Below are 17949 nucleotides of genomic sequence, written 5' to 3'. Positions count from 1 at the left end.
TATGAAAATATCAGTAATAACGGTATGCTACAACTGTGAAGAAGCAATTAAAGAAACATTAGAATCCGTGAAAAAACAAAAGGGTGCGGATTTTGAGTATGTAGTAATTGATGGGGCAAGTAGTGATTCCACAGTGGAGATTGCCAGACAATATCAGGATAAGATATCCAATATGCGCATTTTCTCAGAACCAGATCACGGTATCTATGATGCTATGAATAAAGGTGTAAAAAAAGCAGAGGGTGCATATGTATTTTTCTTAAATGCAGGAGATGCTTTTGAAAGCGAAAACGTTCTAGCAAAGGTGGAAGATTATCTTGGCTCTAAAAAAGATATATTCTATGGAAATGTAAGAAAAGGGGATCAGATAGAGACATATCCAGAAGTGTTGGGAAAAGGATATCTGGTGTACCGGGAGAAAATGGTTTGCCATCAGGCGATTTTTGCATCTCGAAAGCTTCTGCTTCGGATGCCATTTGATACCACATTGAAGATATGTGCAGACCGTGACTGGCTGTTAAAGGCCATTGCCTCAGGAGCATCATTGCAGTACATGAAAGATCTCGTTGTGTGCAGCTATGCACCGGGAGGTGTAAGCGGAAGTTATAAAAACTATAATAAGGAATCCCTTTTTTTGGCAGAGAAGTATGGCAAAAAACCGGCAGTCTTATTTGTAAAGATAAAGCGTCTGATTGGAAAAGCAGTCGGACACAAATGGTAAAGGTAATAAGGAGAGAGAGATGAAGGTTGTTCATTTAGTGACGGATGATATTGGTGGTGCCGGCAGGGCAGCCAGAAGAATTCACGCAGCCTTGCGGCAGCAGGGGGTAGATTCTAAAGTAATTGTTCTGGAAAAATATGATCAGAATGACTGCCAGCGAGTTCTTAACAATAAAATTGCAAGGACAATTTTTAAAATTATCAGAAAAGGATATCAGAAAAAAAGCGCCTCACAATATGAACTTGTTCGTTTTTCAGAGCTTGGGTACGGTTTGCCGCTAGATAAGGTCAAAGAAATACAAGAGGCAGATATAGTACATTTGCACTGGATTAACTACAGCTTCATCTCAAATCATGCCCTAGAAAGGCTGTTTAAAAATAAAAAGATAGTCTGGACTCTTCACGATATGTGGCCATTTACTGCAGGCTGCTATTACGACAGCGAATGTGGTCAGTATAAAAAAGGATGTCACGCATGCCAACTTATCAAACAAGATAACGGTGTCAGTGAAAACGCATGGAAGAAAAAAAAGTCACTTTACGAAAAAGCAAATGATCTTACGTTTGTAGGCTGCAGCAAGTGGATCACTGATTGTGCCTCCCGAAGTATGCTGACAAAGCGTTTTTCATGCATCAATATACCTAATCCAATTGACACATCAGTTTTTTATGAAGAAGACAGAGAAAAGACGCGTAAAAAACTAGGAGCCAAAGAAGGAGAAAAAATCATAGTTTTTGGTGCTATGACAGCAGATTCTGATGAGAGAAAGGGATATAGATATCTGCTTGAAGCATTAAATGAGCTGTCCAAATTGGAACAAAATTATCGTGCTGTTGTGTTTGGAAATAAGGGAGAACTTCACTTTGATGGATTAAACATTCCGGTAACAGGACTTGGCATGATTCATGACGATAACAAGCTTCGAAAAATCTATTCAGCGGCTGATGTTTTTGTGGCACCATCCGTTCAGGAAAATCTTTCAAATGCAGTGATGGAAAGCTTAAGCTGTTCAACACCTGTAGCCGCATTCAATATTGGCGGCATGAGTGATATGATTGATCACAAGGAAACGGGATATTTAGCAAAACCGTTTGATGCAGCTGATTTAGCAGCAGGAATTGCATATAGTGCAGCACATCCACAGATGAGACAAAATGCAAGAAGAAAAGTAGAAGAATCATTTGGAATGTCAGTAGTAGGAAAGCAGTACAAAGCACTATATCAAAAGAAAAATAATAGGTGAGGGGGCGCGGTATGAGTTTCGATTTAAAAGTAAAACGCGAAGAGATAGGGAACATATACAGATATGTAATTATAGTGCTGATGCTTCTTTGCAGCGGGACACCGCTGCAGTCACTGTACAACAAACAGTTGTCATTAGCACTTTTTTTTAGTGCACTTTTGTTGCTCTACTTAAAAAGAGATCAGCTAAAAAAGACTATAAAAAGATCAGGATATGTTGTGCTTCTTAGTGCCATATTTTTGCTGACAATGCTTGTGAACAAAGATTCAGATTTCTTTCACTATGTCGGTGTAATTATCGCGCTGATTTCTGCGTATCTGTTTGCGCAGCTTGTGGGAAAAGAAGAGTTTATTCATAAATATGTAAATATCATCACAGTGATTGCGCTATATTCAAGCGTAATTACATTAATTGCTAATATAAATCTTGGCTGGGCCGGAACGCTGCCGCTTCTTACATCAGGAAGCAGCGAGTGGCACCACATTGGAATATTTCAATATTTCTGGGGATGGCATCAATGGATTACAGTGATGCGCAATTCAGCATGTTTTCGTGAGCCGGGTGTTTGGGGATGTTACTCATGTCTGGCACTTTTGTTTCACATGCAAAGTATAAAGAAGTATTCTTCATCAGACAAAAAAGAGCGTATCAACATAATTGTGAAATTTTGTGTGTTATTTGTCGGAGTGCTGACAAGCCTGTCAACAACAGCTATTTTATGCCTTGCGCTGTGCGTAGTAATCTACTTTTTCGAAGTGAAAAAGCTAAATGCGCTTAGCATCGGTTTGATCGGTGTTGGTGTAGCATTTATTGCTGTATTTCGTGAGCGCCTTTTTGCAAAATTTTCAAAGGCCAGTCAGTCCTTTATCTCATTTCAGGAGCGTTTGGATGGTGCAGTAGCAGGAATTGAGAACTTTTATCGCAATCCATTGCTTGGAAGTGGATACACAACTTATATATCTGGTATACAGGGAACAAGTGCAAATGCGTTTGTCGATATATTGGGAAAATATGGAATTGTAACAATGATCATTTTGGCAGGAGGTCTTGTGAAATTTGTGAGAACACTGCAGTTATCACGAATCTCAAAAATAGCTGCTGCTGCCAGTATGGTAATCATGCTAATTTCACAGAATTTATTGATTTATCCGTTTTTTCTGTGTATGATATTTTATGGACTTTTACATCAAAAAGAGCAGGCAGCAGTCTGCCCGATACGAGGTGAGCAGGAAATGGCGTCAGAAAAAGAAAGAAAAATTTTATATAAACCGTTGATTTCTATAGTTGTTCCAGTTTATAACGTGGAAAAATATGTTCAGAAATGTATTGAAAGCATTATCAATCAGACATATAAGAACTTAGAAATACTTCTGATTGATGATGGTTCTAGTGATTCAAGTGGAAAAATTTGCGATGAGATGGCAAAGAAAGACAGCAGAATTATCGTAATTCATAATGAAAATGGCGGAGCATCCGTTGCCAGAAATACAGGAATTGGAATGGCAAAGGGGGAGTACATCGGATTTGTAGACAGTGATGACTATATAGAGCCTGATATGTATCAAAAATTGATTACGGCAAATATCCGCTATGGTGCGCAGGTCAGCATGTGTGGACGTTTCTGCGAAAAAGAAGGAACAGATGAGTCATATGAGCTGTTTACAACTAATAAAAAGGTTATGACGGCACAGGGCGCAGTTCACAATTTGCTTTTGCAAAGAGAATGTGATTCGGCACCGTGGGATAAGCTCTGTAAGGCCGAGCTGTTTAAAAATGTGCGTTATCCAGTCGGAGTGATACACGAAGATTTAAGCGTGATTGTAAGGCTGCTTGCACAAAGCACCAATGTGGTTCATGTGGGCATGCCGCTGTATCATTATAATATAAGAAAAGGCAGTACATGTACACAGCCATTTTCCGTGCGTCGCTTTGATGTATATGAGCAGGCGTGCGTTGCAAGAGATTTTGTAAAAAAACATTTTCCAGGAGAAGAAAAGGCAGCAGATTGCTTTGTTCTTGGAAACGTAAAGACGCTTCTTTATTCAGCTGCAAGCTCCAATACATGTGAGAGCATACACAGAAAGCGCATCAAAGAGATTATGAACAGGGAACTTGCTGTGTGCAGAAAAAATCCATATGTTCCTATATCTGAGAAGCTGGAATTGTATAAGACATACGTTAAAATCGTAATAAAATCTGTATTCAAAAGCAGAAGACAGGAGAAAAAATAGATGGATTTCGGTATTTTATTTGTAGAGACTGAGAATGATTATAACCCAATGGTGGACACTATGTTTTCGGACATGCTCAAAGCACCGAATACCGTCAAGATAATTGAGAAAGAAAGAGCATCGAATGAAATACTCGAGTATCAAAAGAGAATCAAGGTACAGCGTTACACAAGAGGGCTTTTAAATCATTGGCTGGAAAAAGAGTATCAGCTTGATGAAGCAGTACGAAAGATGAAGGAAACGACAGAAAACGTCATTGTCTTTTTTCAAAACGGAAGCTTTCTTCAGTCGCGTTACCCAGCTCATTATCTAAAAAAAATAAAGAAAAAATATAAAAATGTGTATTACGTCCTATTTTATATCGACATCTTTAAGCATGAAGTAAGTGTACATGCGAACATGCTTCGTGAACAGGGATTATTTGATCTTGTGTATACTATTGAAGAAGATGATGCCAAAGCATCAGCGAGTATCTTTTGGCCGACACCATACTCAAGACAGGAGCAGTTTCGTAATATACAGCCATCGATGGATCTTTATTTTTGTGGAGTAGACAAAGGAAGAGGACCGATTCTTGCACAAATTGCAAGAATGTGCGAACAAAATAAGGTAAACAGCCACATGGATGTGATTTGTCTGCCAGATGAAAAGCCAGTATTTGACAATATAAGCGGTGTAACAATAAAAGATAAAAATACAGGATACTATGGCTACAGTGAGGTTCTAACAAAAAGTTTGCAGGCAAGGTGTATTTTAGAGGTTGTGCAGCAGGGGCAGCATGCCAATACGCTTCGTCCGTATGAAGCAATAAGCTACAACAGAAAGCTTCTGACAAATAATAAAGATATTTTAAGCTTCCCGTGGTATGATCCAAAATATATGCAGTATTTTGAAGATCCCAGCCAGATTGATTTTTCATGGGTGAAAGATTCATCAGCAGTCAATTATAAGTATGATGACAGATACTCATCGATCCATCTTTTAAACGATATCATATCAAGGCTGCAAAAGAAAAGATAAAGCAAATAGAAAGGTTTTTGCAAATGAAAAAACGGTCACTTACGTTCAATACGATCATTTATGGTTTTAGGACGATTATAAATTTCCTATTTCCATTAATCACGTTTCCGTATGCGTCAAGAATATTATCAGTAGATTCTATGGGAAAGGTGAATTTCTCAGCCTCCATCGTAAGCTACTTTTCGCTTTTAGCAGGACTTGGAATCCAAACCTTTGCAGTAAGAGAAGGGGCAAAGATCAGGGAAGACAGAAAAAAAACAAGTGAGTTTGCTTCTGAGATCTTTACGCTGAATCTTATCACAACGCTGCTTGCGTATGCATTATTCCTTTTAATGCTCGCCTGCAATGAAAAATGGCATGAATATACAGGAATTATGCTGATTATTAGTCTCACGGTTCCTCTTACCACTATCGGAATGGAGTGGGTATTTACTATCTACGAGGATTTCTTTTATATTACAGTACGAAGTGTAATAGTTCAGATTGCGTCAATCATCTTCTTATTTTTGTTTGTCAAAACAGATAAGGATCTTTACTTGTATGCCGTGTATACAGTATTTTCCGCAGTAGGTGCCAATATTTTAAACGTATTTCTTGTTCATAAGCATGTAGATATACGTCTTCATATAAGCAAAAAGATTTTGCCTTGTATGAAGCCCATTTTAATTCTGTTTGCATCCACAGCAGCGTGTCAGGTCTATCTGTATTCAGATACCACGATTCTAGGCTATCTGACATCAGATGCCGATGTTGCCAAATATAACGCAGCCGTAAAAGTGTACAACCTTGTAAAAAATGTGCTGCTAGTTATCGGAACGGTCAGCATGCCGCGTCTTGCCGGTCTTCTTTCAGATGAAAACTTAGATCGCTATAAGGGTTTGTTTACAAAGTTATTTAATGTACTTATACTGTTGATTGTGCCATGCGTAGTAGGATTGATTGTTGTAGGAAAAAATGCAGTCGTCATTCTGGCTGGTGCTAGATATGTACAGGCAGGAACCATTCTGCAGATTTTGTCACTTGCTGTGCCGGCTAGTATACTAGGAAGCTTTGTAGCGTCAGCAGGTCTTGTTTTGTTTGGAAAAGAGGTGCTGATTTTAAAGGCGACAATTGCAGCAGCACTGCTTAATATTGTGTTAAATATCATTTTGATACCGAGTGTTGGTGTTGAGGCAGCTGCAATTACCACAGTTTTGTCAGAGTGCCTGGCATTTATCATTGAATACAGAGGACTGCAGGAGAAAAAAATCGTATCAGGCATTGTAAAAAACATGATTCAGACAGGAATCGCCAGTGCAGTGATGGGAATCGTTTGCTATGGTGTGTTGTCTTGTTTTGGCAGTTCGCTTATCGTTGGGACGGCCTGTAGCGTTGCGGCAGGAGTAGTAATATATGCATTGCTTCTTCGACTGCAGAGAAATCAGATATTCGACGAAATGTATGCAAAGATGAAAACAAAAATCGTGAGAAAATAAGGAGTAAAAAAATGCTTGTAGTATGTTTTGGAGATGGCTTGGGAAATCAGATGTTTCAGTATGCGTTTTTTAAATCGCTTCAGAAGCATTACCCAGGTGTTAAAGTTAGGGCAGATATCAATAACTTTTATGGATCTATGAACGAGCATAACGGTTATGAATTAGAGCGCATTTTTGGAATCAAGCTGGAAGAGTGCGAGTTTTACGAAGCGCGTGCACTCGTAGATTTTTATCCTCGTTATATGAAGAAGCATAAAAAGCTTATGAACTGGCTTAGAATTAAGGACATTTTCTTTGGAAGAAAAGAAAGCTTCATTACAGTCGATGATCCGACTGTCTATTATAAAGAAGTGTTTGAACTTAGCCCGCTTCATTCCTATATGCTTCGCGGAAACTGGATAAATGAAGATTACTTCAAGGATGTAGAAAAAGAACTGAAGGAAGATCTGCATTTTCCAAAAATCAAAGGAAGCAAAAATAAGGAGCTGTTAGAACAGATAAATAACACAAAATCAGTGTCCATTCATATACGTGGCGGTGACTATCTTGGTACAAATCTTGTTCAGTTAGATGGTAAATACTACAACGAAGCAATCAGATATATAGAAGAGCGTGAGGGAAGCGATCTTACCTACTACATTTTCTCAAACGACTTTGACTATGTGAGAAAATTGAATCTGAACATTAAAAATTATGTAGAGGTAAGCGGCAATACAGGAAAAGACAGCTATATGGATATGCAGCTTATGTCACAGTGTAAGCATAACATTATCGCAAACAGCACATTCAGCTTCTGGGGTGCCTATTTGAATCCGAACCCAAAAAAGCTTGTAGTTGCACCAATCATTGCCGAACCAACATACGCAGAGCCATTTGCCTGCAAATCATGGCATCTGATTTGACAAAGCGCAAAACTGGAACGTTTGTCTGTGTATTTTTGGTTGACAGGTGCACAACAGAATGCTAATCTAAAGATAGGAATCAACAAACGTTGAGAAGGAGGAGCAATAATGGAAAGGCAACGTGTAAAAAATCATAAAAGCGCAGCAGCTGTTTTTATGATGCTGGCAGTTGTTTTGTTTTGCAGTTGGATCCCTGTTACTACACAGGCAGCATCGGCACTGGAAAAACAATACGCAGCAGTCTATAATTATAATTATTATAGGACGCACAATACAGATCTGCAGAAGGCATTTGGAACAAACGAGCAAAAATATGTAGAGCACTTCGTAAACTACGGAATGAAAGAAGGCCGTCAGGGAAGCGAAGAGTTTAATGTAGAGATCTATAAATATAATTATAGCGATCTGCGCAGTGCTTACGGAAATGACAATGCGAAGTATTACAAGCATTATGTAAATTATGGAAAAGCAGAGGGCAGAAATGGAAAGACTAAATTAAGCACAGGTTCTTCTACAGTGTATAATGGTGTCGACTATAAAGATGTCTACAACTACGATTATTACAGAACAAAAAATGCAGATCTTCAAAAAGTTTTTGGAACAGATTCTGCTAAGTATCTGAAGCATTTTGTAGAGTATGGAATGAAGGAAGGCCGTCCTGCAAGCAAAGATTTTATTCTTGAAATTTACAAGAGTAACAACGCTGATCTTTGCAAGGCATATGGAAACAATAATGTTGCCTACTACAAGCATTACATCAACTACGGAAAAGCAGAAGGCAGAAATGCAAAGACAAGAGAAAACAGCAGCAGCGCACCATCAACTGTCTATAAGGGCGTAAATTATGGTGCTGTTTATCAGTATGATTACTATAGAAATCATAATACTGATCTTCAGAAGGTATTTGGAACAAATACAGCCAAGTATCTGGAGCATTTTGTAGAGCATGGTATGGACGAAGGCCGTCAGGGAAGCGAAGAGTTCAATCTTGAAATTTATAAGAACAACAACGCTGATCTTTGCAAGGCATATGGCAGTAAAAATAAATCCTACTACATGCATTACATTAACTATGGAAAAGCAGAAGGCAGAAATGCAAAGACACTCGTAGTACAGGTAGCAAGTACTGTATATAAGGGTGTAGATTATGCAAGTATATATCAGTATGAGTTTTACCGTAGCCATAATACCGATCTTCAGAAGGCATTTGGAACAAATACAGCCAAGTATCTGGAGCACTTTGTAGAGCATGGCATGGACGAGGGTCGTCAGGGAAGCGAAGAATTTAATCTGTCAGTTTACAAGAAAAATTATAGTGATCTTGTAAAGGTTTACGGAAATAAGAATAAGTCATATTACCTTCATTACATGAATTATGGAAAAAATGAAGGAAGAGATGGCAAAACTCTTTACGTGATCACCGTTACTTTCAATGCAAACGGATCCACCTTTGTAAAGAATGGTTCTGCGACACTCCAAAAGGAAATCAGTAAGAGTGAGCTCTATATATTCCCAGGTTCAGCAGACATGAATGCAAAGAATGGTTACTCATTTGCTGGATGGTATACTAATTCCTCCTGTACAGGAAATGTCGTTAAAGAGGCAGATATTGTATGGGGAAAAAATGTTACCTTATATGCAAAGTGGTCAAAGGCAAACACAGTCACATTTAATGCAAATGGCGGTTACTTTGGCACAGATACAAAGAAAACGACAGAGCAGTTTACAGGTGCTTTGTTAAGTGTAACACCAACTCCAAAGCATACAGATTCACATAAGGCATTTGTTGGATGGTATTACGATGCAGCAGGAAATAAGCAGGCCGGCACATTAAATTCCTACTCTGTGACATCAAACGTCACCTTCTATGCAAAGTGGGAGACGGGTTATTCAGTTACCCTTAATGCAAACGGTGGCTATTTTGAGTCAAATGGTGCCCAGACAGAAAAATTCGCAGTGAAAAAGGGCGCAGTTGTAACAGGTGCAATGGAGCCGAAAAACTCAAATGCATCAAAGAAGTTTGGCGGCTGGTATTTGGATGCATCATGCACCAAAGCAGCTGGAAACCTTGGTACATATACTGTAAAAAGTGATATCACATTCTATGCAAAGTGGGTATCAAACACATGCGCAATCACATTTGATGCAAACGGCGGCTACTTTGAGTGGAGCAATGCAGGACAAAATGTTGAGTATTGGGTAAAGGGCTCTAAGGGACGAAACACAGTTACACCATTACACCGCAATCTTTATAAGGTCTTCGACGGCTGGTATTATGACAGAAATACTACATCAGCAGTAGGCAGCCTTTTAAACTATACGGTAACAGGAAACGTTACCTTCTATGCAAAGTGGGCAGATGGCTACGTAGCTACATTTAACGCAAATGGCGGTTATTTTGCCGATTCAGGAAAGGCAACAGTACAATATTCTGTAAAGAAAAATACGGCAATCGCAGGAGTAATGGATCCACTTTGCAGTGGAAAGACATTTGCCGGCTGGTATCTTGATGCAGCATGCAAGCAGTCTGCAGGAGACATCGCATCATATACGATAAGTAAGGATGTTACCTTCTACGCAAAATGGACAGCAGCGCCAAAGACAGTCGCATCCTTTGCAGGAGAGACAGCAGTCTTTGTACAGGCACCTGCAGAGATAGTTGAGACAGAAGCCTTGCCAGAAGAAACAACAACAGAGCCAGAAACAGAGACAGAAGCCTTGCCAAGTGAAACAGAAACAATAGGCCAGCCAGAAGAAACAACAGATGAGCCGGAAACAGAGACAGAAGTCTTGCCAAGTGAAACAGAAACAACAGCCCAGCCAGAAACAGAGGCAGAGAGTGAAGAAACTCAGCCAGAAACAGAGGCGGAGATCACAGAAACTAAGACAGAGGCAGAGATCACAGAAACTCAGACAGAGCCAGTAACAATAGAAGAGTAAAAAAAGAGGGATGCCGCTGGCATCCCTTTTTTACTTTACGGATATAATAAAACTTTATTGTAGAAATCAGAATTTTTCATTAGCTCATCATCTTCAAATGAAAGGCCAAACTCTTCAGTCAGTGTCTGCTGATCACCAAATAAATTTGTGCCAAGTCCGAGACGATCACCATCAATTGTTACGCCCATAGCGGCAAGTGTTGTAGGAAACATGTCCATGGTAGTAAAAATACGTTCATGATCATTTGATGGTTCACAGGCCGGATTAATAATGCAGTTATAAATGGAGCGATCATTAGACTTCATCTCCTCAGTCAGATCAGCGGCCATCGTGAGATGATCACCAGAAATTACAATAGTGGTGTCCTCATAGAAATCCTGCTGCTGGATCCATTCAATAAATGATGCGATTTGACGGCTTGAGCAGGAGATTGCATCCTTGTAATTGTTGTTATGCTGATATTGGCACAGCTCACAGCGATAGCCATCTGGAAAATGACTGTCAACTGTCAGAAGCGTCAGATTAAATGGTTCATCGCTATCGGCAAACTCCAAAAGTGTATCCTTAGCAGCGCGAAACAGCGATTCATCCTCCATTCCCCAGAAAACATGGTATCCTTCAGGAATAACACCAGTCTCAAGCGCCCAGTTGTAATCACGTATCTCATAATTACCGTGCTGTTCAAAATAATTCTTTCGTCCGCCAAAAGCGGCATCAGATCCAATCATCAGGCAATTGTGATAACCAGCATCCTCAAGCAGATCACCGATAGAGGTAACACCAGGAAGGAATACAGAATACTCATCCATTGCATTTCCGTTAATTGGAAGCTTCAGAGGAATACCGCTCGTCTGTGCAACCATACCGGCAATAGTCCATCCTGTGTTAGAAATAGCTACTGCACCGCCCAACAAATTTTCTTTGTTTGTAAAAGAAATATTTTCATTTGCAAGTGCGGTCAGTTCCGGAATAAGATTTTCCTTGAATGCGCCACCATATTCCTCAGAGGTATACGTAGATTCCATGGATTCCAGAAACAGATAAATCAAATTTCGCTTCTTTTTAGGCCATGTCAAAAGATTTTCATCTGGCTGAACATATTGCTCCTCAATCCATTTTGAGGAAGACAGCTGCTGCTTTATATAGTCACCAACAGAGTATACCTTGCAAATGCTGTATGTGTTGTATACAAAAACGATTAGCGCGAAAATTGCAAAAATACGTGCAGGTATTTTCCATAAAAGATAAGCACCTTTTGAAAAAGGCTGTTTCTTTTTAGGATGTTTAATCACAAGGCGAACAGATTTATTATATCGTTTTTCAAATCTGCTTCTTAAGGCGCGCTCCATACGTGGAAGCACAAAGAAAAGCATTATAAAAAAAATCAGTTCCTTAAGGGATGGAAGCAATGCATCCTGAATAAACGAATAGATTGTGCTGACATCAGTTCCTTGAAGCGGAACCTTCATATGAAAGATAATCTCTTCTGCAGTAACACCGCCAAACATGTCTTGTGCCCAAGGCTTTGTCTTATTCAGTAAAAGTCCAAGCTCCAACAAGAGAAAAAGAAACGCCCAGCCAAATACGCTTAATATTTTGTTGTATTTTTTCTTACTTTTCATAATTATTGCTTAAAATTTCCTCTTCATCATCATCTTTTTCGGATTCAATGGTAATTGTAAAACAGCTTTCAAACAGCTTTACACAATAACCCCAGAATATAGATCCGACAACAAGTGCTGCAAAATAAACAACACATAAAAAATCAGCATTAAGATTCCATCCGTCAGAAAAAATGATTTCTGGTTTAATTACTCGAACAACAAGCATAGCAGTGACAGTATCGAGTAAGGTAAACATACCATAGTGTTTTACATGATCCCATACAGTCCAGGATGAGGTATGTTTTCCGAGACAGTCATAGACAACAAGCGATAAAAAAGCCGGGAAAAACAATCCGATAACCTGAAGCATAGTATCACCTCCTGTATCATTTGTAATAAGCACCCTTCAGTGCAATATTGTCATTGTACAATTTTGCCTTCCAAAGTGTCAAGTGTTTTATTGCTTTTTCGACTGCAAATTTTTGGAAAAGCCGCATATCTATTGACTTTTCTCATGATTAGTGGTATACTTTAATACTTGAAAACGACAACGCGCAAAAGCGAGCCGATGGAAAAGGAGACCACCACTATGAATATGGAATTTTACAGAAAGCTTCCGACTCCAAAGGAGTTAAAGGAAGAATTTCCTGCCAGCGATAAAATCCAGAAAATCAAAGCAGAAAGAGACGCAGAGATCCGCGCCATCTTCGAAGGCAAAAACGATAAGCTGATTCTCGTCATCGGACCATGCTCCGCTGACAGAGAAGATGCCGTATTAGAATATATTGGACGCTTAGTAAACGTACAGGAAAAGGTAAAGGATAAGATCTTTATCATCCCACGTATCTACACAAACAAGCCGCGTACAGTAGGTACAGGCTACAAGGGTATGCTTCATCAGCCAGACCCGGAAAAAAAGGAAGATATGCTAAAGGGCATCATCTCAATCCGAGAGCTGCATAAGCGTGCAATCGAAGAGACAGGCTTTACATGTGCAGACGAAATGCTCTACCCGGAAAACCATCGTTATTTGTCAGATCTTCTTTCATATGTTGCCGTCGGTGCACGTTCAGTAGAAAACCAGCAGCATCGTCTTACAGCATCAGGACTTGAGATTCCTGTCGGCATGAAAAACCCGACAGGCGGTGACATCAGCGTCATGTTAAATTCCATCGTGGCAGCACAAAACAGCCACACATTCCTTTACAGAGGCTGGGAAGTAAAAAGCCACGGCAACCCATACACCCATGCAATCCTTCGCGGCTACGTAGACAAATTTGGAAACAACATGCCAAATTATCACTATGAAGATATCAGAAATCTCTACGAGCAGTATCAAAAGAGAAATCTGTCAAACATGGGAGTAATCATCGATACAAACCATTCAAACTCCGGCAAGCAGTACGAAGAGCAGATTCGAATCAGCAAAGACGTTATGCATAGCTGCCACATATCACCAGATCTTCATAAGTTTGTAAAGGGACTCATGATCGAAAGCTATTTAGAGGACGGCAGCCAGAAGGTAGAAGAGCATTGCTATGGAAAATCCATCACCGATCCATGCCTTGGATGGGACAAGACAGAAAAGCTGATTTATGATCTGGCCGATTTATGGTAAATTTTAAGGAAAAACGTTATAGATTGCCGAAAAACATTATTGACAGAAAATGCGAAAAGTAGCATAATAAAATAAGGGACATATGAATAAAGGTGATTCTGTTACTCCAAGGCGCACATATAGTGAGGCTTGTCAAGAGTGTAAGTATTATCCGGAATCAGCAGAAGTTCAAACCGGACGGAATAAACCGTGCGCAACGGGTATTATGAGCCTTACCATGAGAGCTGATGGTATGTTAAGTTTTTGCAGAATGCAATCAGATAGTGAAACCTATTTAGAGGGGAAAAGTCTGGAAGAAGTTCATGAGATGGTGAAAATCCAATTGAAAAAATTTGAAAACTGTTATCACTATGAGATTGGCGAAAATAAATGAAAAAATATAAGCTTGGTTTTTTGTGTGGTTTTTTTGATCCTTTACATGATGGACACATTGACATTATGAGACAGGCAAAGTCAATGTGCGATTTTTTGATTGTTGCTGTTGGAACTGATGAATTTATGCAAAAGCGAAAACATCATTCAACGATACTGTCATACGAACAGAGAACTGAAATTATAAGCGCAATTCGTTATGTTGACCAGGTTGTACCAGAAACGGATCTGGATAAAATTGCTGCATATAATAGATATCATTTTGATGTTATGTTCGCAGGAGATGATCATTTATCAGAGCCTATTTATTTAGAGGCTGAGGAAAAATTGAACAAGCTAGGAGTTGATACCATTTTTATCCATAGAGAAAAGAATATATCATCTACAGATATGAGAAGAAAAATGGCAAAAATTATAGAAGATTCTGCTATATGATAGACACACATTGGTGTTGGACCGTGCGTCCAGCGAAGGGCGTACAATCCGGCAGGTGGAACTCCTGTCAAATAAGCTGCTAACCACAGCATTTGAAGCGAGTCTTGGGTGTGTCACAGTAATGCGGCGTGCTAAGCGTAGACAGCGAGATAGTAGGGATAGCTATAGAGCACCGAAATACTAACAAATCAGAGCGTCGACTCTGTGGTCTGAGGGGAAGACAATATGTGGGTTTATCGTTAAGGTGAGATTTCACACAGCTCTGCGGTGTCGGAGGGAACTATTCATGCTATACAAGGATTGTACGTCAACTGGAGAGAGCCTATACTTTCTCTACTTTAGAGAAAAGAAGCAGAGTATGCTTACTCAACCAAAAGAAGAGAAGCAAAAGAAGTATAGGCAGTCGGATGGCTTCATAGTACCGATGAATGCGGGTAATGCCGCAGGAGGGAAGGGAGCCACATATGGCAATAACCAAGAAGGTAACTTGTGCAATACTCAGAGATTGGCAAAGCAAGAAAACAACTTTCAAGGAGAAAAGTATTGAATACTCAGAGATTTGATAAAAGATCAGCCATATGAAGAGCCGGATGCGGGAAAGCCGCATGTCCGATTCTGTGAGGGGCGTGCCCTGAGAGGGGTGCGTCTACTCGACCCTGGTACTAAACTGTAAACGCAAAATGAACGAAAAATGACCAAAAAGTCGAATACTGTCGAATTAGTGTGAGGCTTTGGTAAAATAAAGTCGTGTAGAGGCATCTACACGATAGCTGCTCTTATAATCACACACCGCTACGAGGTGAGCAGCAGGCAACGATCCATCAGATCGGCTGAGATGTGAAAATGATTTGTCGCTTATTGTTTTATTTGGAACTTGGCTGAGTTGCATAAAGTTAAAGTTTGAAACCGAAGGATTTGTTAAAGGCATTGAGATTGATGGAGGCGCTATGATGAATAGTCTTATTGTAACGTATATGTGGGTTCAGATGGGATTTCCTACGGGTGTATGTGGGGTTCGTAGCCAAATGCTTGCATAAAACAGAACAGACAAGTGAAGAATAAAACATAAATAAACGAAACTACATCTAGAGGTCGCGCCTCTGGACCCCACTAAAAAATTATTAAGATAAAAGGCATTACATGCCAGATCCCTGGTACTACAGCGCAACTTATCAAGAGAGTGAAAAAATAAGATGACAACGGTTGTATTTAGTGCTATACTTAATCCAGTGTCAAGGGTAAGTACACCTCATTAAATATGTCCAAAATGTTAACATGCACGAAAAACGGTTGTTGTCAGAATATTCTGATAAATACCTGCAAAAACAGGCTCTGGAAACCGCATAAAACCTAGGTTTTTGAAGGGGTACCGTAGAAATGAGGTATAAGCCCGAGAGGGCATTGACACAACAGCTCCAGTTTTACCGGAGTATCCTCGATGTATGAGTAGAAATGAGGTATAAGCCCGAGAGGGCATTGACACTCTTGACTTCTACTGGCTCCCTTCTCTTCACAGTACCGGGTGCCAGACCGTGCGTCCAGCAAAGGGCGTGCAATCCGACAGGTGGAAATCCTGTCAAATAAGCTGCTAACCACAGCATTTGAAGCGAGTCTTGAGTGTGTTACAGTAATGTAATGGGCTAAGCGTAGACAGCAAGGTTGCAGGGACAGCAATTGAGCGCCGAAATACCATAAATCGGAGTGCCGACTCTGTGGTCTGAGGGGAAGGCAACATGTGGGTTTATCGTTAAGGTGAGATTTCACACAGCTCCGCGGCGTCGGAAGGACCTGTTCATGTAATACAAGGATTGTATGTCAACTGGAGAGAGCCTATATTTTCTCAGCTTTAGAAAAAAAAAAGGAGCAGAAAGTGCCGGGTGCCAGACCCCCGGTACTAAACTGTAAACGCAAAATGAACAAAATATGACTAAAAAGTCGAATGCTGTCGAATCAGCTTTGACGCCCTCAAGGTGCCAGACCGTGCGTCCAGCTAAGGGTGTACAATCCGACAGGTGGAAATCCTGTCAAATAAGCTGCTAACCACAGAGCTCCCGGGGGTCAGGTACCGTTAACTCACACACCTTTTCGTGGTGAGCAGTAGGCAACGATCTATGATCGGCTGAGAGGTGAAGAATGAAAACTATGATAAAATCAATTTGCTAGTAAAAGTGAGAAAAATTATGAAAACAACATTACTTATCATGGCAGCCGGTATCGGCAGCCGCTTTGGAACAGGAATCAAGCAGTTGGAACCGGTCGATGCTTCTAATCACATCATCATGGACTACTCAATCCATGATGCGATTGAGGCTGGCTTCAACCATGTGGTATTTATCATCCGTAAGGATATCGAGAAGGAGTTTAAAGAGGTCATCGGTGAACGGATTGCCTCTATTTGCTCCGCTCATGATGTAACTGTAGATTATGCTTTCCAAGATATTAATGATATCCCAGGAACTCTGCCGGAAGGCCGTACAAAACCGTGGGGAACCGGACAGGCTGTGCTTACGGCGAAGAAGGTCATCAAGACTCCGTTTATCGTCATCAATGCAGACGATTACTACGGCAAGGAAGGTTTCAAAACCGTACATGAGTATCTGGTGAATGGTGGCAAGTCCTGCATGGCAGGCTTTGTGCTGAAGAACACGCTGTCTGATAATGGCGGTGTGACCAGTGGCATCTGCAAGATGGATGATCAGAACAATCTGACTGAGGTTGTGGAAACCAAGAACATCGTCAAGACTGCAAATGGAGCCGAGGCAGATGGAAAAGTGATTGACGTTGATTCTCTGGTTTCCATGAATATGTGGGGATTAACACCGGAGTTTTTGGATGTATTGGAAGAAGGCTTCAAAGAGTTTTTCGAGAAGGAAGTACCTGAAAATCCGCTGAAAGCAGAGTATCTGATTCCAATTTTCATCGGTGAGCTATTGGAACAGGGAAAGATGTCCGTGAAAGTCCTGAAGACAAACGACACATGGTACGGCATGACCTACCATGAGGACGTTGCAGCAGTAAAGGATAGCTTCAAGAAGATGCTGGAGGACGGCGTGTACAAGGCCGACCTGTTCAGTGATCTGTAAACGACGATGAAAGAAACGATTGATTTACTAGGGAAAATCCTCACAAACATCCTGACTGCTCTCTATGAGCCGTTTGGATTCTCGCTTCTTCTTTCCTTCCTCGCAATGTTTTTCTATCTTTATGCTTATGAATCTATTGGAGCAGGAAAAGGTTGGAAGATTGCCATGATGACATGGTATCAGAAATTCAAGGAGAGTGTGTTCTTCCGGAAACTATTCTTCCTGGCCTTTGTGACTTCACTTATTCTGTTCCGAACCCTGTTAAACCGTCAGCTGTGGATGAATCCTTTATCCGATGTCATGGG

At 40.3% G+C, this 17949-nt stretch carries 13 protein-coding genes and 1 pseudogene; 12 read left to right on the top strand and 2 right to left on the bottom strand.

The annotated features are described in order from the left end of the window. The first annotated feature begins 1 nt into the window (after position 1). From WJP93_RS12395 to WJP93_RS12365, 7 genes are all read left to right on the top strand, one after another. A complete protein-coding gene (locus tag WJP93_RS12395; protein ID WP_337548627.1) occupies positions 2–721 on the top strand; it encodes a glycosyltransferase family 2 protein in 720 nt (239 codons plus the stop codon). 19 nt (positions 722–740) lie between these two features. After that, positions 741–1964, top strand: a complete 1224-nt coding sequence (locus WJP93_RS12390; protein WP_337548626.1) for a glycosyltransferase family 4 protein — start codon at positions 741–743, stop codon at positions 1962–1964. 11 nt (positions 1965–1975) lie between these two features. Continuing rightward, a complete protein-coding gene (locus WJP93_RS12385; protein WP_337548625.1) occupies positions 1976–4195 on the top strand; it encodes a glycosyltransferase in 2220 nt (739 codons plus the stop codon). Then, positions 4196–5215, top strand: coding sequence for a hypothetical protein (locus tag WJP93_RS12380; protein WP_337548624.1), 1020 nt, complete (start codon positions 4196–4198; stop codon positions 5213–5215). Between the two features lie 23 nt (positions 5216–5238). Next, complete coding sequence (locus WJP93_RS12375) at positions 5239–6690, top strand: flippase (RefSeq protein WP_337548623.1); 1452 nt, start codon at positions 5239–5241, stop codon at positions 6688–6690. Positions 6691–6701: 11 nt separating this feature from the next. Beyond that, positions 6702–7592 carry an alpha-1,2-fucosyltransferase gene (locus WJP93_RS12370; protein ID WP_337548622.1) on the top strand — a complete coding sequence of 297 codons (891 nt, stop codon included), beginning with the start codon at positions 6702–6704 and terminating at the stop codon, positions 7590–7592. A gap of 108 nt (positions 7593–7700) precedes the next feature. Then, positions 7701–10532, top strand: coding sequence for an InlB B-repeat-containing protein (locus tag WJP93_RS12365; protein ID WP_337548621.1), 2832 nt, complete (start codon positions 7701–7703; stop codon positions 10530–10532). A 35-nt stretch (positions 10533–10567) separates the two neighbouring features. Here the strand turns inward: WJP93_RS12365 and WJP93_RS12360 are convergent, their stop codons facing one another. Together WJP93_RS12360 and WJP93_RS12355 are read right to left on the bottom strand one after the other, a co-directional pair. Further along, on the bottom strand, positions 10568–12154 hold the full coding sequence (locus tag WJP93_RS12360) for a sulfatase-like hydrolase/transferase (RefSeq protein WP_337548620.1): 1587 nt from the start codon (positions 12152–12154) through the stop codon (positions 10568–10570). Then, positions 12144–12506 carry a hypothetical protein gene (locus WJP93_RS12355; RefSeq protein WP_337548619.1) on the bottom strand — a complete coding sequence of 121 codons (363 nt, stop codon included), beginning with the start codon at positions 12504–12506 and terminating at the stop codon, positions 12144–12146. The genes WJP93_RS12360 and WJP93_RS12355 overlap by 11 nt, the downstream gene beginning before the upstream one ends. Before the next feature lie 198 nt (positions 12507–12704). Here WJP93_RS12355 and WJP93_RS12350 point away from each other — a divergent pair, with 198 nt between their 5' ends. The 5 genes and pseudogenes from WJP93_RS12350 to WJP93_RS12330 form a co-directional block, all read left to right on the top strand. Then, the gene (locus WJP93_RS12350) at positions 12705–13754 is read left to right on the top strand and encodes a 3-deoxy-7-phosphoheptulonate synthase (protein WP_337548618.1); all 1050 of its coding nucleotides are present in this window, start codon (positions 12705–12707) and stop codon (positions 13752–13754) included. Positions 13755–13836: 82 nt separating this feature from the next. Then, entirely contained in the window at positions 13837–14127 is a 291-nt protein-coding gene (locus WJP93_RS12345; protein ID WP_337548617.1) for a hypothetical protein, read from the top strand. Beyond that, the gene (locus tag WJP93_RS12340; RefSeq protein WP_337548616.1) at positions 14124–14561 is read left to right on the top strand and encodes an adenylyltransferase/cytidyltransferase family protein; all 438 of its coding nucleotides are present in this window, start codon (positions 14124–14126) and stop codon (positions 14559–14561) included. The genes WJP93_RS12345 and WJP93_RS12340 overlap by 4 nt, the downstream gene beginning before the upstream one ends. Positions 14562–16741: 2180 nt before the next feature. After that, on the top strand, positions 16742–17644 hold the full coding sequence (locus tag WJP93_RS12335) for a sugar phosphate nucleotidyltransferase (protein WP_337548615.1): 903 nt from the start codon (positions 16742–16744) through the stop codon (positions 17642–17644). Positions 17645–17650: 6 nt separating this feature from the next. Continuing rightward, positions 17651–17949: pseudogene (locus WJP93_RS12330) on the top strand (VanZ family protein); the annotation flags it as partial.

The sequence above is a fragment of the Anthropogastromicrobium sp. genome (genome assembly GCF_037349415.1).
Lineage (GTDB): Bacteria > Bacillota > Clostridia > Lachnospirales > Lachnospiraceae > Anthropogastromicrobium > Anthropogastromicrobium aceti.
This window is presented reverse-complemented; position numbering and strand designations above follow the sequence as displayed.

Excerpts from the sequence above, each read along its gene's own strand:
- WJP93_RS12350 (WP_337548618.1), top strand. The coding sequence starts at position 12,705 with ATGGAAAAGGAGACCACCACTATGAATATGGAATTTTACAGAAAGCTT.
- WJP93_RS12355 (WP_337548619.1), bottom strand. The coding sequence starts at position 12,506 with ATGCTTCAGGTTATCGGATTGTTTTTCCCGGCTTTTTTATCGCTTGTT.
- WJP93_RS12370 (WP_337548622.1), top strand. The coding sequence starts at position 6,702 with ATGCTTGTAGTATGTTTTGGAGATGGCTTGGGAAATCAGATGTTTCAG.
- WJP93_RS12380 (WP_337548624.1), top strand. The coding sequence starts at position 4,196 with ATGGATTTCGGTATTTTATTTGTAGAGACTGAGAATGATTATAACCCA.
- WJP93_RS12365 (WP_337548621.1), top strand. The coding sequence starts at position 7,701 with ATGGAAAGGCAACGTGTAAAAAATCATAAAAGCGCAGCAGCTGTTTTT.
- WJP93_RS12385 (WP_337548625.1), top strand. The coding sequence starts at position 1,976 with ATGAGTTTCGATTTAAAAGTAAAACGCGAAGAGATAGGGAACATATAC.
- WJP93_RS12345 (WP_337548617.1), top strand. The coding sequence starts at position 13,837 with ATGAATAAAGGTGATTCTGTTACTCCAAGGCGCACATATAGTGAGGCT.
- WJP93_RS12335 (WP_337548615.1), top strand. The coding sequence starts at position 16,742 with ATGAAAACAACATTACTTATCATGGCAGCCGGTATCGGCAGCCGCTTT.
- WJP93_RS12390 (WP_337548626.1), top strand. The coding sequence starts at position 741 with ATGAAGGTTGTTCATTTAGTGACGGATGATATTGGTGGTGCCGGCAGG.
- WJP93_RS12395 (WP_337548627.1), top strand. The coding sequence starts at position 2 with ATGAAAATATCAGTAATAACGGTATGCTACAACTGTGAAGAAGCAATT.
- WJP93_RS12375 (WP_337548623.1), top strand. The coding sequence starts at position 5,239 with ATGAAAAAACGGTCACTTACGTTCAATACGATCATTTATGGTTTTAGG.
- WJP93_RS12340 (WP_337548616.1), top strand. The coding sequence starts at position 14,124 with ATGAAAAAATATAAGCTTGGTTTTTTGTGTGGTTTTTTTGATCCTTTA.
- WJP93_RS12360 (WP_337548620.1), bottom strand. The coding sequence starts at position 12,154 with ATGAAAAGTAAGAAAAAATACAACAAAATATTAAGCGTATTTGGCTGG.